The organism is Nocardioides ginsengisegetis, from assembly GCF_014138045.1.
Taxonomy (GTDB): Bacteria; Actinomycetota; Actinomycetes; order Propionibacteriales; family Nocardioidaceae; genus Nocardioides; species Nocardioides ginsengisegetis.
The window spans coordinates 2,171,782-2,187,699 of sequence record NZ_JACGXA010000001.1; the positions used below are offsets into that span (position 1 = coordinate 2,171,782).

Here is a 15,918-nt window from a genome sequence, read left to right on the forward strand (position 1 = left end):
CGCTGGTCGGACGCGCCCCGGAGGGGATGCTCAGTCCACGACCATCGGGATGAGCATCTCCTCCGGCGTCAGCGACCCGTGCAGGCCGACGAGCGTGGCCTCGTAGGGGAAGTCGGTCGTCGAGAGGATCGCGGTGTCCGCGCGGCACGCGACGACGACGTCGCCGAGGCGCGGCAGCACGCCGGGGTGCACCACACCGAACCACCCGCGCTCGACCGCCGCCTGCCGGGTCATCACGTCGGCGCGGTCACCGAGGTGCTCGCGCCAGGTCGCGACGACGTCGTCGACGGCGCCGCGCTGACAGTAGAGGTGCCGGAAGCGGGCCTCGCCGCCCAGCAGCGCCACCCCGTCGCGGAGCTCGTGGACCTCGTCGACGTCGACGCGCGACTCCGGCGCGGAGTCGATCATCCCGTGGTCGGCGACGACGAGCAGCCGGGTCGCGGGCGGCAGCGTCTCGCGCAGCTGCTCGGCCTCGGAGTCGATCATCGACAGCTGCAGCAGCCACTGGCTCGACGCGACGCCGTAGCGGTGCCCGGTCCAGTCGAGGTCGCCGTCGTAGAGGTAGGTCAGCGAGGGACGCTCCGACGACGCCTCCAGCACCGCCGCGATCCGCTCCCCCACCTTGTCGGCGCCGACGAAGTCGGCACCGCGGTGGGCTGCGACGGTCAGGCCGGAGCCCGCGAAGGACCGCTTGTTCACCACGGTGACGGTCGCGCCACGGCTGCGCAGCCGGGAGAAGGCGGTGGTGTGCGGCTGCCACTCGGTGGGGTCGACGTCCTTGTCCCACAACAGGGCGTTGAGCAGCTTGCCGGTGCCAGGCACGCGTGAGGTGAAGCCGACGAGGCCGTGCGCACCGGGCGTCAGGCCGGTCCCGAGCGAGGTCAGGCTGGTCGCCGTCGTGGACGGGACGCCCGCGGTCGCGGGCTCCTGGCCGACCAGCAGGCTCGAGAGGTACGGCGCGGCGTGGGCGTAGCGCTCGAGCAGCCGGGCGCCGAGCCCGTCGATGAGGAAGACGACGTACGCCGGAGCGGGCGGCAGCACCAGGGTGCTCGGCTCCGGGTCGACCCCGGGGAGCAGCGGGGTGCCCAGCGCGTCGGCGACGGCCGGGACGACGTCGCCGAGCGAGCGCTGGTGGTACGCCGGCTCGACGAAGCCGACGTCCGGGACCCCGGGGCTCACGCCTGGTGGGTCCGCGCGGACAGCGACTCGGCGAAGGAGAGCAGCCCGGCGACGGCGTCCTTGCCGTCGGCGGCGGCCGAGACCCGCAGGGAGAAGTCGTCGGAGGCGAGCACGCCGGTGTAGCCGTGGTCGGCGTCGCACTCGGGGTCGTTGCAGGCGGCCGGCTCGAGGTCGATCCGGCTGACGCCGCCCCAGCCGATGGTCATGACCGCCTCGGCCGCGGGCTGCGGGCCGGACGTCGGGTTGGCGATCATCCGGGTGACCACCACGGACTTCACGGCGCTCAGCCGCACCGCCTCGGTCGAGGTGGAGGTGTAGGGCTCGGGCAGCAGGTCGTCGCCGGTGTGCTCGTCGGTGTGCGCCAGCACCAGCCGGGTCGGCGTCAGCACGACGACGCTCAGGTGGCGGCGCACCTCGTCGCGCTCGAAGGTCGGCTCGTGGTGGACGTAGAACGACACCACCTGCTCGCCGCCGACCGCGGCCTCCACCCCGTCGGCCACGACCTCCGGGTAGTAGCCGGTGCGGTCGATGGCCTCCCTCAGCTCGAGGGCACGGTCGGAGTCGTCGGTCGTCCTGCTACGCATGCGTGCAGTCTGTCACGCGGATCAGTTCGGGATGGTGTCGCCGGGGTGGTCGGGCATCCGGCGCACGAACCAGTCCGAGCGCGGGTCCGCCACCGGGTCGACCCGCGCGGCGGCGGTCAGCACCGTCGCACCGTTGGCGCCGGCCAGCACGAGCGAGAGCTCCAGCGAGCTGATCTGGGGTACGTCGTTCTGGAGCTGCGCCACCCGCCGGATCAGCCGCTCCACCTCGGCGACGTCGACGACCTCGCTGCCGCGGTAGCCGAAGAGCATCGGCGACGACTTGATCTCGCGGACCATGGCGGCGGCGTCGCGCTCCCCCAGCGGCGGGATCCGGTAGGCCTTGTCGGCGACCAGCTCGATGAGCGGACCGGAGATGCCGAAGGAGACGACCGGGCCGAACAGCGGGTCCTCGATGCTGCGGACTGCGATCGGGACTCCCGGCTGGGCGTTCTTCTGCACCACGAACCCGGCCTTGTCGGCGTCGGTGATCCGCATGTTGAGCGACTCCCAGGCGTCGTCCATCTCCTCGGGGGTGTCGATGTTGCGCCACACGTGGGCCTGGTCGGGCCGCTCGCGGAGGTGATCGGCGGTGGCCTTGAGCACGACGTCCCAGCCGAAGGCCGCACCGGCCTCGCGGGCCTCGTCGGCGTTGGCGACGGGGCGCGCCGACCACAGCTCGATCCCGTAGGCGGCGAGCAGCTCGGTCAGCACGTCGTCGGCGAGCTCGGTCCCGTCGGGGTGCTCGGCCAGCAGCTTGTTGACGATCCGCTTGGCCGTGGCGTGGTCGACCTCGTCGGGGCCGGGCGGCGGGCCGTCGGGGGTGCGCAGCCACACGGCGTACTCGACCACGCGGGCGAGCGCGCGCACCGCGGCCTCGACGGCGGGGTAGGACGGCACCGAGCCGCGGCCGGCGGTGGAGCCGGCGACGTCGGGGACACGGAGCAGCTCGGGGACGCCCTCGGCGCCGAGGAAGGAGGAGACCAGCGGCTTGTCGGACTGCTCGCCCACCGCGGCCAGCACGTTGGCGACGTCCTCGCCGGAGACGTTGAGCGGCGGGATGTAGACGGCGACGACCGAGTCGACCTCCGGGTCGTCGATGGCCGCGTCGAGCGCGTCCTCGAAGTCCTCGGCGGTCGCGTCGGCGCCCAGCGGCACCGACTTGTTGACGACGAGGCCGACCGCCGCGGCGGCGTCGGCGGCCAGCAGGCCGAGCGCGTCGGAGTTGCCGACGATGGCGACCCGGCGTCCACGCGGCAGCGGCTGGTGGGCCAGCAGCTGCGCGACGTCGAACATCTCCTCGAGGGTGTCGACCTGGATCACGCCGGCCTGGCGGAACATCGCGTCGACGGCCTGCGGCGGCGCGGCGATCCGGCGGACCGCGTGGCCCATGGGCACGCCCTGGGTGGTGCGGCCGGACCGGACGGCGATGATCGGCTTGCGCAGCGAGACCCGGCGGGCGATGCGGGAGAACTTGCGCGGGTTGCCGATGGACTCGAGGTAGAGCAGCACGACCTCGGTGGAGTCGTCCTCCTCCCAGTACTGCAGGAGGTCGTTGCCCGAGACGTCGGCACGGTTGCCGGCGCTGACGAACGTCGACAGTCCCAGGCCCCGGTTGTTGACCTTCTCCAGGATCGCCGAGCCGAGCGCGCCGGACTGGCAGAAGAAGCCGGCGCGGCCACGCGGCGGCATCAGCGAGGACAGCGAGGCGTTGAGGCCGACCTGCGGGTCGGTGTTGATGATGCCCAGGCAGTTGGGGCCGATCAGGCGCAGCCCGTAGGAGCGGGACAGCCCCACGAGGCGGCGCTGCCGCTGACGGCCCTCCTCGCCGGTCTCGGCGAAGCCGGAGGAGATGACGACCAGTCCGTGCACGCCCTTGGCGGCGCAGTCCAGGACCACGTCCTGCACGGCCTCGGCCGGCACGGCCACGATCGCCACGTCGACCTCGTCCGGGATCTCGGCCACGGACTTGTACGCCGGCATGCCGGACACCGCGGCCGCCGCCGGGTTGACGGCGTAGACGCGGCCGGTGAAGTCGCCCATCACCAGGTTGCGCACCAGCGCCTGGCCGATCGTGTCCTGCCGGCGGCTGGCGCCGATCACCGCGACCGAGCGCGGGTTGAAGAACTTGTGGATCGAGGCCGACTCCGCCTGGTGCTCGCGGTTGATCATCACGCCGATCGCGGTGTCGGTCGGATCGATCGGGAACTCCAGCATGAGGACGCCGTCCTCGTACTCGCTGGCCACCCGGTAGCCGGCGTCCCGGAAGGTCTGGATCATCCGGCTGTTGTCCGGCAGCACCTCGGCGACGAAGCGGTCGACCCCCCGCTCGCGGCCGGCCTGGGCGAGGTGCTCCAGCAGCAGCTGGGCGATGCCGCGGCCCTGGTGCTGGTCCTCCACGAGGAAGGCCACCTCGGCCTCGCGCGGGCGGACCACGTCGTACCGTCCGACGGCGATCATCTTGCCCGACAGCGTGAGCACGAAGGCCACGCGGTTGACGTGGTCGACCTGGGTGAAGCGGGCGACGTCGCGCTCGGAGAGGTGCGGCATCGGGGAGAAGAAGCGGTAGTACTTCGACTGGTCCGACACCCGGGCGTAGAACTCCACGAGCAGCTCGGCGTCGGCGGACGTGATCGGCCGGATGTGGGCCGTGCGTCCGTCCCGCAGCAGGACGTCGGCCTCCCAGTGCCTCGGGGGGGCCTCGTCGGAGGAAGTCACGCCAGTCACACGGGGAAATCTAGCGTGCAGGGGCCAACGCGGCGTGCCCGTGCGGAATCCCGGAACATCAGCAAGGACAATGGACCCATGGCGCGGCGTACGACGAAGCAGGACCTGCCCGACGACTTCGAGGAGCACATCCTCGACATCGACGTGGGCGACGAGATGCGTTCCTCCTTCCTGGAGTACGCCTACTCCGTCATCTACTCGCGCGCGCTCCCGGATGCTCGCGACGGCCTCAAGCCCGTGCAGCGCCGGATCCTCTACACGATGAACGACATGGGCCTGCGGCCCGACCGCGGCCACGTCAAGAGCGCGCGCGTCGTCGGTGAGGTCATGGGTCGGCTGCACCCCCACGGCGACAGCGCGATCTACGACGCGATGGTGCGGATGGCCCAGCCCTGGTCGATGCGGGTGCCGTTCATCGACGGGCACGGCAACTTCGGCTCGCCGGACGACTCCCCCGCCGCCATGCGTTACACCGAGGCGCGGATGGCCCCGGCCGCCGTGGCGATGACGGCCTCGATCGACGAGGACACGGTCGACTTCAAGCCCAACTACGACAGCCGGGAGTTCGAGCCGTCGGTGCTGCCGGCCGCGATCCCCAACCTGATCGTCAACGGCACGACCGGCATCGCGGTCGGCATGGCCACCAACATCGCGCCGCACAACCTGGTCGAGGTCGTCCAGGCCCTGCGCCACCTGATCCTGCACCCCGGGACCGACGTCGACGGGCTGATGCGCTTCATCCCGGGCCCCGACCTGCCGACCGGCGGCAAGATCGTCGGCCTCGAGGGCATCCGCGACGCCTACCTGACCGGCCGGGGCGTGTTCAAGATGCGCGCCACCGCCCGGATCGAGACGATCGGTCGCCGCAAGGGCATCGTGATCACCGAGCTCCCCTACGGCGTGGGCACCGAGAAGGTCGTCGAGCGGATCAAGGTCCTCGTCCAGGGCAAGAAGATCCAGGGCATCTCCGACATCAAGGACCTCACCGATCGCAGCAACGGTCTGCGGCTCGTCATCGAGGTCAAGAACGGCTTCCACCCCGAGGCGCTCCTCGAGCAGCTCTACCGGCAGACGCCGATGGAGGACTCGTTCGGCATCAACACCGTCGCGCTCGTCGACGGCCAGCCGCGCACGCTGGGCCTCAAGGAGATGCTCGAGGTCTTCCTCGGGCACCGGTACGACGTCGTGCGCCGCCGCTCGCAGTTCCGGCGTACCAAGGCCGCCGACCGGCTGCACCTGGTCGAGGGGCTGCTCATCGCGATCCTGGACATCGACGAGGTCATCCAGCTGATCCGGACCAGCGACAACTCCGAGATGGCGCGCGGGCGGCTGATGTCGGTCTTCGACCTGACCGAGCCGCAGGCGACGTACATCCTCGACATGCAGCTGCGCCGGCTGACGAAGTTCAGCAAGATCGAGCTGGAGAAGGAGCAGTCCGAGCTCCAGCGCACCATCGAGGAGCTCGACGCGATCCTCGGCGACGAGGCGCTGCTGCGGAAGGTCGTCTCCGACGAGCTGGCCGAGGTCGCCAAGACCTACGGCACGCCCCGACGCACCGTGCTGCTGGAGTCGGCAGGCACCACCGTGACCGCCACGGCCGTGCCGCTCGAGGTGGCCGACGACCCGTGCTTCGCCTTCCTGTCCTCCAGCGGCCTGCTGGCCCGCTCGTCCTCCGACGAGGCGCTGGGGTCGGGAGGCGGCCGCACCAACCACGACGTGATCGTCTCGGCGGTCCGCACCACCGTGCGCGGCGAGATCGGGGCGGTCACCTCGCGCGGCCGGGTGCTCAAGCTGGGCGTGCTCGACCTGCCCTCGATCCCGGGCTCGGCCAACGACCCCAACCTCCAGGGCGGGGTGCCGCTGAGCGAGGTGCTCCTCCTCGAGCCCGGCGAGCGCGCCCTCGCGCTGACCTCGCTGCCCACCGACGGCCCGGGCCTCGCGCTCGGCACCCGCCAGGGCGTCGTCAAGCGGGTCAACCCCGAGGTCCTCGGCAAGGACGAGTGGGAGGTGATCGGGCTCAAGGACGGTGACGAGGTCGTCGGCGCGCTCGACCTGGTCACGGGCCAGGAGACCCTCTGCTTCATCAGCACCGACGCCCAGCTGCTGCACTTCGGCGCCGACGGCGTCCGCCCGCAGGGCCGCTCCGGCGGCGGCATCGCCGGCATCCGGCTCTCGCCCGGCGAGCACGTCCGGTGGTTCGGCGCCGTCGACCCGGCCACGGCCGTGGTCGTCACCTCGTCCGGCTCCTCGACCGCGCTGCCCGGCACCGAGCCCGGCCTGGTCAAGGTGACCCCGTTCACCGAGTACCCACCCAAGGGCCGCGCGACCGGCGGCGTCCGCTGCCACCGCTTCCTCAAGGGCGAGGACGCCCTGGTGTTCGCCTGGGCGGGCGACGCTCCTGCGCGGGCGGCCGCCTCCAGCGGCGCGCCGGTCGACCTGCCCGAGGCCAACGGGCGGCGGGACGGCTCCGGCGTGCCGCTGAGCCAGGCCCTGCACGCCTGTGCCGGCCCCGTCGGCCTGCGGCTGCCCGCAGCCACCTCTGTGGAAGGGTGACGCCATGCTCCCTCCCACGACGCGACTCGCTGCCCTCCTGCTCGCCGGCGCCGTGACCCTCTCCGGCGCCCTGAGCGGCTGCAGCGGCGCTGACTCCCACGCCTCGGACGGCAAGTCGCCCGAGCAGGTGCTGGCGCAGGCGAAGTCGACGCTCGACGACACCACCGGCGTCAACATCTCGCTGTCCACCAAGGACCTGCCCGCCGGCGTCCAGGGCATCCAGGACGCCTCCGGCATCGGCACCCACGCACCCGCCTTCGACGGCAGCATCACCGTCGTGCTCGCCGGCCAGCCCTTCGACGTACCGGTGATCGCGGTCGACGGCAAGGTCTATGCCCAGATCCCGCTGACCCCGGGCTGGCAGGACGTCGACCCGGCCGACTACGGCGCTCCGGACCCGGCCCAGCTGATGAGCCCGGACCAGGGCTTCTCCTCGCTGCTCGCGGCCACCACGGACCTCAAGGAGGGCGACAGCGTCCGCGGCGGCGCCGACAACTCCGAGATCCTCACCGAGTACACCGGCACCGTCCCCGACACCGCGGTCAAGAACGTCATCCCGAGCGCGTCGGGCGACTTCGACGCGACCTACACGGTCACCAGCGACGGCGAGCTCCGCGAGGCCACCCTCACGGGCGTGTTCTACGCCGACTCCGACTCGATGACCTACACGATCGGCTTCGACGACTACGGGACCGACAAGGACATCACGGCCCCATGAGGTCGGCCCGGCTCCTGCTGGGCCTCGCGGCGGTCGCCGTCGCGTTCGCCGCGGCCGACACCTACGTCGTGGTGCTGGCCCTGCCGGACATGATGGGCAGCGTCGGCATCCCGATCGACCAGCTCCAGCGCGCGGCCCCGATCGTCTCGGGGTTCCTGCTCGGGTACGTCGCGATGCTCCCGCTGATCGGCCGGATCGCCGACCTGCGCGGCCGGGTGCCGGTGCTGGTCGCCGCGCTGGTGCTCTTCGCCGCCGGCTCGCTGGTCACCACGCTGGCCTACGACATGCCGACCCTGGTGGGCGGCCGGTTCCTCCAGGGCGTCGGCGGCGGCGGGCTCGTCCCGGCCACGCTGGCGCTCGTCGCGGACCTCTACCCCACCGAGCGCCGCGGCGTGCCCCTCGGCGTCGTCTCCGCCGTCCAGGAGCTCGGCAGCGTGATCGGGCCGCTGTTCGGCGCGCTCGTCCTCGCCGTCGCCGACTGGCGGGCGATCTTCCTGGTCAACCTCGCGGTCGGGCTCGTCCTCGCCGCCGCGATCCGCGGTCTCTCGGTGGCCGAGGAGAGAGCGCCAGCGAGCGTCTCGAGGCCCGCACGCCCGGACCTGGTCGGCGCGGTCCTCCTCGCCCTCACGCTCGTCACCGGAGCGCTCGCCTTCACCCGGCCCAGCCAGCTCATGCGCGACCTGACGTGGGGCCAGCTCTTCATCCCGTGGGCCGGCGACGGACGCTGGCTGACCCCGCTCGGCACGGTCGCGATCATGACCGCCGTCCTGTTCGTGGCCCGCTGCCTGACTGCCCGGCGCCCGCTGGTCGACCTGCGCGGCTGGGGCCGGAGCATGCGCGAGGCCGACCTGGTCGGCGCCCTCTTCCTGGCCGCCGCGCTGGCGGGCGTGATCCTCGCCTTCGCGACCGCCGACCCGAAGGTGCAGGTCTTCTCCGACCAGGGGCTCTGGTACCTCCTCGGCGCCGCGGTCGCCGCCGTCGGCTTCGCCGTCCACCTGCGCCGGGCCGAGGCGCCGCTGGTGCCGCGCGGTGCCCTGCGCCGCGCCCCGGCCTGGGGCGCGATGCTCGTCAGCTTCTTCATCGGGGCGGCGCTGATCGCGGCCCTCATCGACATCCCCATCTTCGCCCGGACCACCGTCTACCCCGACTCGCAGCTGTCTGCCGCGCTGGTCCTCGTCCGCTTCCTCGTCGCCCTGCCCGTGGGCGCGGTCCTCGGCGGATACCTCACCCGGACCCTCCCGGCCGGCGTCGTGACGGCCGTGGGCATGGTCCTGGCGGCGATCGGCTTCACGCTGATGAGCCACTGGGGCCTCTCCAGCCTGGACGACCTGTCCGCGAACGTCCCCCTCCTGCTGGGCGGCTTCGGCTTCGGACTGGCCCTGGCGCCGGTCAACGCCGCCGTCCTGGCCAGCACCGACGACGAGGTGCACGGCCTGTCCGCCGCGCTGGTCGTGGTGAGCAGGATGGTCGGGATGCTGGTCGGGATCTCGGCACTGACCACGATCGGGCTGCGGCGCTACTACGCCGAGCAGGCCGATCTGCCCACCGCCCGCGAGGTCTGCCACGGCTCCAGCCGCTGCCAGGAGTTCAGCGACCTGCTGCGTGTCGCAGGCATCGCGCAGGAGCACACCGTCTTCGCCGGTGCCGCCGTCTGTGCCGTGCTCGCCGCTGTGCTCGCCCTCGCCCTGTTCCGTACGGCGCGCACGCGGGCTGTCCACACTGCGCAGGTGCTCCGCGCCGGCGGCTGAGGATTCGCTAGCGTCACCCCCGTGAACGACTTCGACGACCTCCTCCAGGCCAACCGCTCCTTCGCCGCCGACTTCGCGCTCGGCGGCTTCGACGGCGTGGCGCACGCCGGTGTCGCGCTCGTGACCTGCATGGACTCGCGCATCGACCCGCTCAACATGCTCGGGCTCAAGCCGGGCGACGCCAAGATCTTCCGCAACCCCGGTGGCCGCGTCACCGAGGCCGCGCTCGAGGCCCTCGTGCTGGGCGTGCACCTCCTGGGCGTCGAGCGGATCCTCGTGGTCCCCCACACCCGGTGCGCGATGGCCTCCAACACCGAGGCCGAGCTGCGCGAGCGGGTCGGTGCCTCGGCCGGGCAGGACGCCTCGTGGCAGCACTTCCACGTCGTCGAGGACCAGCTCGCCTCCCTCCAGGAGGACGTGCGCCGGGTGCGCTCACACCCGCTGATCCCCGACACCGTGCTGGTCGGTGGGTTCGTCTACGACGTCGACACGGGCCTGCTCGACCCGAAGTTCTGACGCCGGTGGGGGTGTCCCCGAGCGTTCAGGTTCGCTGCAGGAAGGCGTTCCTACCGTCGCCCGGGTGACTTCCTCCCCCATCACGTCCCTGTCCGAGGACCGCCCGGTCGAGACCCAGCGACCCCAGGGCCCGAGCGAGCCGCTGGCGGCGAAGGTGTCCGCGATCACGGCGCTCTTCTGGGTGATCAAGATCCTCACCACCGGCATGGGCGAGGCGGCCTCCGACGGCCTCGGCGAGACCAGCCTGGCGCTCGGCGGCATCGTCGGTGTCGGCGGCTTCGTCCTGGCCCTGTGGCTGCAGCTGCGCAGCGATCGCTACCACGCCCCGACGTACTGGTTCTGCGTCTCGATGGTCGCGGTCTTCGGCACGATCATGGCCGACATCCTGCACGTGGCTACCGGGCTGTCCTACTACGTCACCTCGGCGTTCTACGCCGCTGCGGTGGCCGTGCTGTTCAGGTGGTGGCACCGCTCCGAGGGCACCCTGTCGATCCACCACGTCGACACCCGCCGCCGTGAGCGCTTCTACTGGGCCACGGTCCTGGCGACGTTCGCGCTGGGCACCGCGGTCGGCGACCTGACCGGCCTGACCATGCACCTGGGCTTCCTGCCGTCGGGCTTCCTGTTCCTGGCCGCGATCCTCGTGCCGCTCGCCGCCTGGCGCCTCGGCGTCAACGCGACGCTGGCGTTCTGGGCCGCCTACGTGCTGACCCGCCCGCTGGGCGCGTCGTTCGCCGACTGGATCGGCAAGGACCACGCGATCGGCAACGGCCTGGGCTTCGGCGACCTGCGCCTCACGGCGATCCTGTGCGTGGCGATCGCCGCGCTGGTGACCTGGGCGCACCGCTCCGGTCACGACATCCAGGAGCCGATCCCGGTCGACGCCTGAACCCCATGACCACCGTGCCGGGCCCGGTGCCCGGGCCGATCACGGACCACCCGGCCGCGGCGTAGAGGCGCCGCGCCGGTTCGTCGGGATCGGCGGTCGTCTGGAGCAGCCACCGCTCGTGCGGAAGACCCGCGGTCAGGATGTCGAGCAGCCGGCGTCCGACCCCCGCGCCCCGGTGCTGCTCCAGCACACCCAGGGTGACGACCTCGAAGTGGCCACCGACCCAGATGCGTGACACCTCGTCGTCGAGGACCTCGGTGAGCCGGTCGGAGAACCACTGACCGCGCTCGCCCGTGTGCCCGTAGGCGAAACCGACCAGCACCTCACCGGCGTACGCCGTCGCGACCCGGAATCCCTCACGCGCCGCGTGCCGGTCCCACACGTTCCCACGCCACGACGCCTCGTCGTCCTGGTCTCCGAAGACGGCGTCGTGCACGGCCCAGACGTCGGAGCCGACCGCGGGATCGCTGGTCAGCCCGACCCGCGGTACGACGTCTTCCACAGTGATCCCCCGATCGATCGACTTGGTGGGCCGCAGTCTCAGGCGTCGAGGGCCTCGACGTCGACCTCGTAGGCCCCCTGCACGATGAACTCCTTGCGCGGCGCGACCTCGGAGCCCATCAGCAGCTCGAAGACGCCGGCCGCGACCTCGGCGTCGTCGACCGTGATCCGGCGCAGCGTGCGGTGGCGCGGGTCCATGGTGGTCTCGGCCAGCTGGTCGGCGTCCATCTCACCGAGACCCTTGTAGCGCTGGACCGGATCCTTCCACCGGACGTTCTTCTTCTTCAGCTCGGCGAGCTTCCGCTGCAGGTCGGCGTCGGAGTAGGTGTAGACGTACTTGTCCATCCCCTTCTTGGGGTTGGACAGCTCGATCCGGTGCAGCGGCGGGACCGCCGTGTAGACGCGGCCCTCGGTGATCAGGTCGGGCATGTACTTGAAGAACAGCGTCGCCAGCAGGCACCGGATGTGCGCGCCGTCGGAGTCGGCGTCGGCCATGAAGATGATCCGGCCGTAGCGGCGGGCCTCGAGGTCGAACGTGCGGCCCGAGCCCGCGCCGACGACCTGGATGATCGAGGCGCACTCGGTGTTCTTCAGCATGTCGCCGACCGAGGCCTTCTGGACGTTCAGGATCTTGCCCCGGATCGGCAGCAGCGCCTGGAACTCCGAGTCGCGGGCCAGCTTGGCCGTGCCGAGCGCAGAGTCACCCTCGACGATGAACAGCTCGGTGCGGTCGTTGTCGGACGCCCGGCAGTCGGCGAGCTTGGAGGGCAGCGCCGAGGACTCCAGGGCGTTCTTCCGGCGCTGGGTCTCCTTGTGCTGGCGGGCCGCGATGCGCGTCTTGGACGCTCCGACGACCTTCTCCATGACCAGCTTGGCCTGGGCCTTCTCCAGCCGCTTGCTCGAGGTCAGGAACGCCTTGAGCTCGGCGGAGACGACCTTGCGCACGGCGGTGCGGACCGCCGGGGTGCCCAGGATCTCCTTGGTCTGGCCCTCGAACTGCGGCTCGGCGAGCCGCACGGTCACGACCGCGGTCATGCCCTCGAGCACGTCGTCCTTGATGACGTCGGGGTCGTTGACCTTGAGCGCCTTGGTGGAGCGCATCACGTCGTTGAACGTCTTGGTGATGGCCTGCTCGAAGCCGCTGACGTGGGTGCCGCCCTTGGGGGTGGCGATCACGTTGACGAAGGAGCGCAGCTCGGTGTCGTAGCCCGTGCCCCAACGGACGGCCACGTCCACGCCCAGCTCGCGCTCGACCTCCTGCGGGGTCATGTGGCCCTTCTCGTCGAGCAGCGGCACCGTCTCGGTGAACGTGTCGGTGCCCTGCAGGCGCAGGATGTCGGTGACGGCCTCGTCCTTGGCCAGGAACTCCGCGAACTCCGCGATGCCGCCGTCGTGGCGGAACTTCTCCTCGACCAGCTGGTCGCCGCGCAGGTCGCGGATGACCAGCTCCAGGCCGGGGACGATGAACGACGTCTGGCGGGCCCGGCCGAGCAGCCCCTCGAACTCGAAGCGGGCGTCCTTGGTGAAGATCTGGCGGTCGGGCCAGAAGCGGATGCGGGTGCCGCTCCTGCCCTTGGCGACCCGACCACCCTTGCGGGTCAGCCCGGAGCGGGGCTCGAACGGCGCGTCGGGGGCGTCGCCGTCGAAGACGCCGGGGGTGCCACGGCGGAACGAGAGGCCCTGCTGGGACGGCGAACGGTCGACGTCGATGTCCATGCGCGACGAGAGGGCGTTGACCACGGAGAGGCCGACGCCGTGCAGGCCACCGGTGGCGACGTAGGAGCCGCCGCCGAACTTGCCGCCGGCGTGCAGCTTGGTCGCCACGACCTCGACACCGGGGAGGCCCGTCTTGGGCTCCTTGTCGGTCGGGATGCCGCGCCCGTCGTCGTGGACCTCGGCCGAGCCGTCGGCGTGCAGGGTGACCTCGACGCGGTGGGCAGCGCCCGCGAGGGCCTCGTCCACGCCGTTGTCGATGATCTCCCACAGGCAGTGCATGAGGCCGCGTGTGTCGGTGGAGCCGATGTACATGCCGGGACGCTTGCGAACCGCCTCGAGGCCTTCGAGGACCAGGAGATGGGCGGCGTTGTACGTGTTGTCGATCGTGGGGCTCCTGCAGCGCAACGGGGTCCGGCGGGTCGGGAAATCCGGCCGGGTGAACGGCTACGAATCTACCTGCGACACGCCGGAGCTCGTAGAAGGCTCGCCTGCCGGGGGTGGGCCGGGCACAGGTCTAGCGTTGGACGCAGGTGGACTTGTCACGATGTGGACACGATGGGCTCGGGTTTTTCGAACCGCAACCAGCCAGGTCGCACTCGCGTCACACTTGCAAGGGCTAGGCGTCTTCATCACAGAAGTGGATTTCGAGGCTTGAAACCCATGACGGCGGGGAAGACAGACCATGATGAGATGACGTGTCCGGTGACACAGCCCGACGGGAATCAACCACCCGGCGGTTACGTTGATCCAGACACCGATCAAGAAATGAGGCCGATGTGACCACTGCAGTTGCCCCCAGCTCCGCCGCGCTCACCGCTGCGGACCGCTGCGACCGTTGCGGAGCCCAGGCCTACCTTCGCGTGGAGCTTCAGACCGGCGGAGAACTCCTGTTCTGCGCCCACCACGCTCGTGAGCACGGCGACAAGCTCCGCGAGATCGCGGCCAACGTCGTCGACGAGACCCACAAGCTGGTTGACACTCCCGCGGCGGCGCCTGACGCCGAGCACTGAACACCCACTCCCTAGACACCCACGAAGGCCCCGGACCACGGTCCGGGGCCTTCGTCGTCCCCGTGAGAGGCTCTCGACCGTGACCGGCACCGAAGTCCTCGTCGCCCTGGTGATCGCCGTGGGGCTCGTCGGGATCCTCGTCCCGGTGCTCCCCGGCTCGGTGCTGGTCCTGCTGGCGATCCTGGCGTGGGCGGTCTCCCTCGGCACGGCCACCGCCTGGACCGTCGCCGGCCTGGCCTCCGTCCTGCTGGTGGGCGGCACCGTCGTGAAGTACGTCGTCCCCGGCCGCCGGCTGAAGGCGTCCGGCATCCCGGCCTCGACGCAGTGGATGGGGGCAGCGCTCGGTCTCGTCGGGTTCTTCGTCGTCCCCGTCGTCGGGCTCTTCCTCGGCTTCGTCCTGGGCGTCTACCTCGCCGAGGTCGGCCGGGTCGGCCAGGAACGGGCCTGGCCCTCCACGATGGCCGCGCTCCGGGTCGTGGGCCTCTCGATCCTCATCGAGCTCGTCGCGGCCGTCGCCGCCACGTGGGTCTGGATCATCGGGGTCGTGGTCACCTGATGGCGATCGCGCTCGCCCTGCTCGCGGCGGTTGCCTACGGGCTGTCCGACTTCGTGGGCGGCTTCTTCTCCCAGCGGGTAAGCCCCTGGGCCGTCGCGCTGCTCTCCCAGTTCGGCGGTGGGCTGCTCGTGCTGACGCTGACCCTCGTGACCTCCGGGTCCCCCACCCGCACCGACCTGGCCTGGTGCGTGGTGGCCGGGCTGGGCAACGGGTTCGGCACGGCGTTCCTCTACCGGGGCCTCGCCTCGGGCCGGATGGGCGTGGTCGCCCCGGTGTCCGGCGTCGGCGCCGCTCTCCTGCCGGTGCTGACCGGCCTGCTCGGCGGCGAGCGCCCCGCGGTGCTCGTGTGGATCGGGATCGCGCTCGCCCTGCCGGGGATCTGGCTGGTGTCCCGCGAGCCGGTCGACGGGCACGCCTCGGCCGGAGGGCTGGGCGCAGGGCTGGCCGACGGCGTCCTGGCCGGCCTCGGCTTCGGCACGCTCTTCGCCGCGCTCGCCCAGGTCCCCGAGCGGGCCGGCTTCCTGCCGCTCGCACTCAACCAGGTCGTCGCCGCGCTCACGGTCGTCGCGATCGCTTCCCTTCTGCGTACCCCGTGGCTGCCGCGGGAGCCCCTCGCGCTCACCGGCCTCGTCAGCGGTGCCCTCGGCGGCCTCGCGATGGGGGCCTTCCTCGTCGCGACCCACCACGGCTACCTCTCGGTGACGGCGGTGATCGCCTCGCTCTACCCCGCCTTCACCGTGCTGCTGGCCGCCACCGTCCTGCGCGAGCACGTCCACCGTGCCCAAGCGGTCGGCCTGGGCCTGTGCGCGGTCGCCGTGGCGATGGTCGCGGCGGGCTGAGGACCCTCAGGCGCGCTGACACACCATCAGGGGATTGCCGTCCGGATCCTCGAACTGCACGAAGAAGACACTCCCGATGTCCTCGACATCCGACGTGATCCTGACCCCGAGACGGCGCAGGTGGCCCACCGTTGCGGCCATGTCGTGGGTCCAGAAGAAGAACCGGGGCGGCCCCGAGGTCTCGAAGTCCGGTCGGTTCGCGTCGAGGGCCAGTCGCGTCTCGCCCTCGGTGGGGATGTCGAAGATCGTCCCCTCGTGCGACACCTCGCCGGGGTCGAACCCCAGCAGCCGGGCGTACCACTCCACCGCTCGATCCATCTCCCGAACGGGGATGAAGACCTGGCCGATGGACCGCTGGATCGGGCTGCTCATGGCGGTCAACCTA

General features: G+C 71.5%; 14 protein-coding genes. 8 read left to right on the forward strand and 6 right to left on the reverse strand.

Translation table 11 applies throughout. From position 1 onward, the window contains the following. Positions 1 to 30: 30 nt before the first annotated feature. Genes FB382_RS10460 through FB382_RS10470 form a run of 3 tightly spaced genes read right to left on the reverse strand, consistent with a single transcriptional unit; the run spans position 31 to position 4,478 of the window. The gene (locus tag FB382_RS10460; RefSeq protein WP_125036396.1) at positions 31 to 1,179 is read right to left on the reverse strand and encodes an alkaline phosphatase family protein; all 1,149 of its coding nucleotides are present in this window, start codon (positions 1,177 to 1,179) and stop codon (positions 31 to 33) included. Further along, complete coding sequence (locus FB382_RS10465) at positions 1,176 to 1,763, reverse strand: DUF5998 family protein (RefSeq protein ID WP_125036397.1); 588 nt, start codon at positions 1,761 to 1,763, stop codon at positions 1,176 to 1,178. The genes FB382_RS10460 and FB382_RS10465 overlap by 4 nt, the downstream gene beginning before the upstream one ends. A gap of 21 nt (positions 1,764 to 1,784) precedes the next feature. Next, a complete protein-coding gene (locus FB382_RS10470) occupies positions 1,785 to 4,478 on the reverse strand; it encodes a bifunctional acetate--CoA ligase family protein/GNAT family N-acetyltransferase (protein ID WP_182541461.1) in 2,694 nt (897 codons plus the stop codon). 87 nt (positions 4,479 to 4,565) lie between these two features. Between FB382_RS10470 and FB382_RS10475 the strand changes: the two genes are divergently transcribed. The 5 genes from FB382_RS10475 to FB382_RS22160 all read left to right on the forward strand — a co-directional run bounded on the left by FB382_RS10475 (position 4,566) and on the right by FB382_RS22160 (position 10,911). Then, positions 4,566 to 7,040 carry a DNA gyrase/topoisomerase IV subunit A gene (locus tag FB382_RS10475; RefSeq protein WP_182538943.1) on the forward strand — a complete coding sequence of 825 codons (2,475 nt, stop codon included), beginning with the start codon at positions 4,566 to 4,568 and terminating at the stop codon, positions 7,038 to 7,040. Positions 7,041 to 7,044: 4 nt separating this feature from the next. Beyond that, complete coding sequence (locus FB382_RS10480) at positions 7,045 to 7,758, forward strand: LppX_LprAFG lipoprotein (RefSeq protein ID WP_182538945.1); 714 nt, start codon at positions 7,045 to 7,047, stop codon at positions 7,756 to 7,758. Then, on the forward strand, positions 7,755 to 9,506 hold the full coding sequence (locus FB382_RS10485) for an MFS transporter (protein WP_182538947.1): 1,752 nt from the start codon (positions 7,755 to 7,757) through the stop codon (positions 9,504 to 9,506). Before FB382_RS10480 ends, FB382_RS10485 begins: the two co-directional genes overlap by 4 nt. A 21-nt stretch (positions 9,507 to 9,527) precedes the next feature. Then, a complete protein-coding gene (locus FB382_RS10490) occupies positions 9,528 to 10,022 on the forward strand; it encodes a carbonic anhydrase (protein WP_182538949.1) in 495 nt (164 codons plus the stop codon). A gap of 64 nt (positions 10,023 to 10,086) precedes the next feature. Beyond that, positions 10,087 to 10,911, forward strand: a complete 825-nt coding sequence (locus tag FB382_RS22160; protein WP_220481319.1) for a COG4705 family protein — start codon at positions 10,087 to 10,089, stop codon at positions 10,909 to 10,911. Here FB382_RS22160 and FB382_RS10500 read toward each other — a convergent pair. Together FB382_RS10500 and FB382_RS10505 are read right to left on the reverse strand one after the other, a co-directional pair. Then, positions 10,817 to 11,413, reverse strand: a complete 597-nt coding sequence (locus FB382_RS10500; protein WP_182538951.1) for a GNAT family N-acetyltransferase — start codon at positions 11,411 to 11,413, stop codon at positions 10,817 to 10,819. The two genes, FB382_RS22160 and FB382_RS10500, sit on opposite strands and share 95 nt — an antisense overlap. Positions 11,414 to 11,451: 38 nt before the next feature. After that, positions 11,452 to 13,533 (reverse strand): DNA gyrase/topoisomerase IV subunit B, encoded by a 2,082-nt coding sequence (locus FB382_RS10505; protein WP_182538953.1) that lies wholly within the window; start codon positions 13,531 to 13,533, stop codon positions 11,452 to 11,454. Between the two features lie 371 nt (positions 13,534 to 13,904). On the opposite strand from FB382_RS10505, the gene FB382_RS10510 reads away from it, so the two are divergent. From FB382_RS10510 to FB382_RS10520, 3 genes are all read left to right on the forward strand, one after another. Then, complete coding sequence (locus FB382_RS10510) at positions 13,905 to 14,138, forward strand: DUF7455 domain-containing protein (protein ID WP_125036407.1); 234 nt, start codon at positions 13,905 to 13,907, stop codon at positions 14,136 to 14,138. Between the two features lie 79 nt (positions 14,139 to 14,217). Beyond that, complete coding sequence (locus FB382_RS10515) at positions 14,218 to 14,694, forward strand: DUF456 family protein (RefSeq protein ID WP_182538955.1); 477 nt, start codon at positions 14,218 to 14,220, stop codon at positions 14,692 to 14,694. Next, a complete protein-coding gene (locus FB382_RS10520; RefSeq protein WP_182538958.1) occupies positions 14,694 to 15,533 on the forward strand; it encodes an EamA family transporter in 840 nt (279 codons plus the stop codon). Before FB382_RS10515 ends, FB382_RS10520 begins: the two co-directional genes overlap by 1 nt. A gap of 6 nt (positions 15,534 to 15,539) precedes the next feature. Here FB382_RS10520 and FB382_RS10525 read toward each other — a convergent pair whose 3' ends face one another. Next, positions 15,540 to 15,905, reverse strand: coding sequence for a VOC family protein (locus FB382_RS10525; RefSeq protein ID WP_182538960.1), 366 nt, complete (start codon positions 15,903 to 15,905; stop codon positions 15,540 to 15,542). Positions 15,906 to 15,918 lie beyond the last annotated feature (13 nt).

What these genes read in the sequence shown, in the direction of transcription:
- FB382_RS10525 (WP_182538960.1), bottom strand. Translation starts at nt 15,905, where the DNA reads ATGAGCAGCCCGATCCAGCGGTCCATCGGCCAGGTCTTCATCCCCGTT.
- FB382_RS10475 (WP_182538943.1), top strand. Translation starts at nt 4,566, where the DNA reads ATGGCGCGGCGTACGACGAAGCAGGACCTGCCCGACGACTTCGAGGAG.
- FB382_RS10520 (WP_182538958.1), top strand. Translation starts at nt 14,694, where the DNA reads ATGGCGATCGCGCTCGCCCTGCTCGCGGCGGTTGCCTACGGGCTGTCC.
- FB382_RS10485 (WP_182538947.1), top strand. Translation starts at nt 7,755, where the DNA reads ATGAGGTCGGCCCGGCTCCTGCTGGGCCTCGCGGCGGTCGCCGTCGCG.
- FB382_RS10465 (WP_125036397.1), bottom strand. Translation starts at nt 1,763, where the DNA reads ATGCGTAGCAGGACGACCGACGACTCCGACCGTGCCCTCGAGCTGAGG.
- FB382_RS10480 (WP_182538945.1), top strand. Translation starts at nt 7,045, where the DNA reads ATGCTCCCTCCCACGACGCGACTCGCTGCCCTCCTGCTCGCCGGCGCC.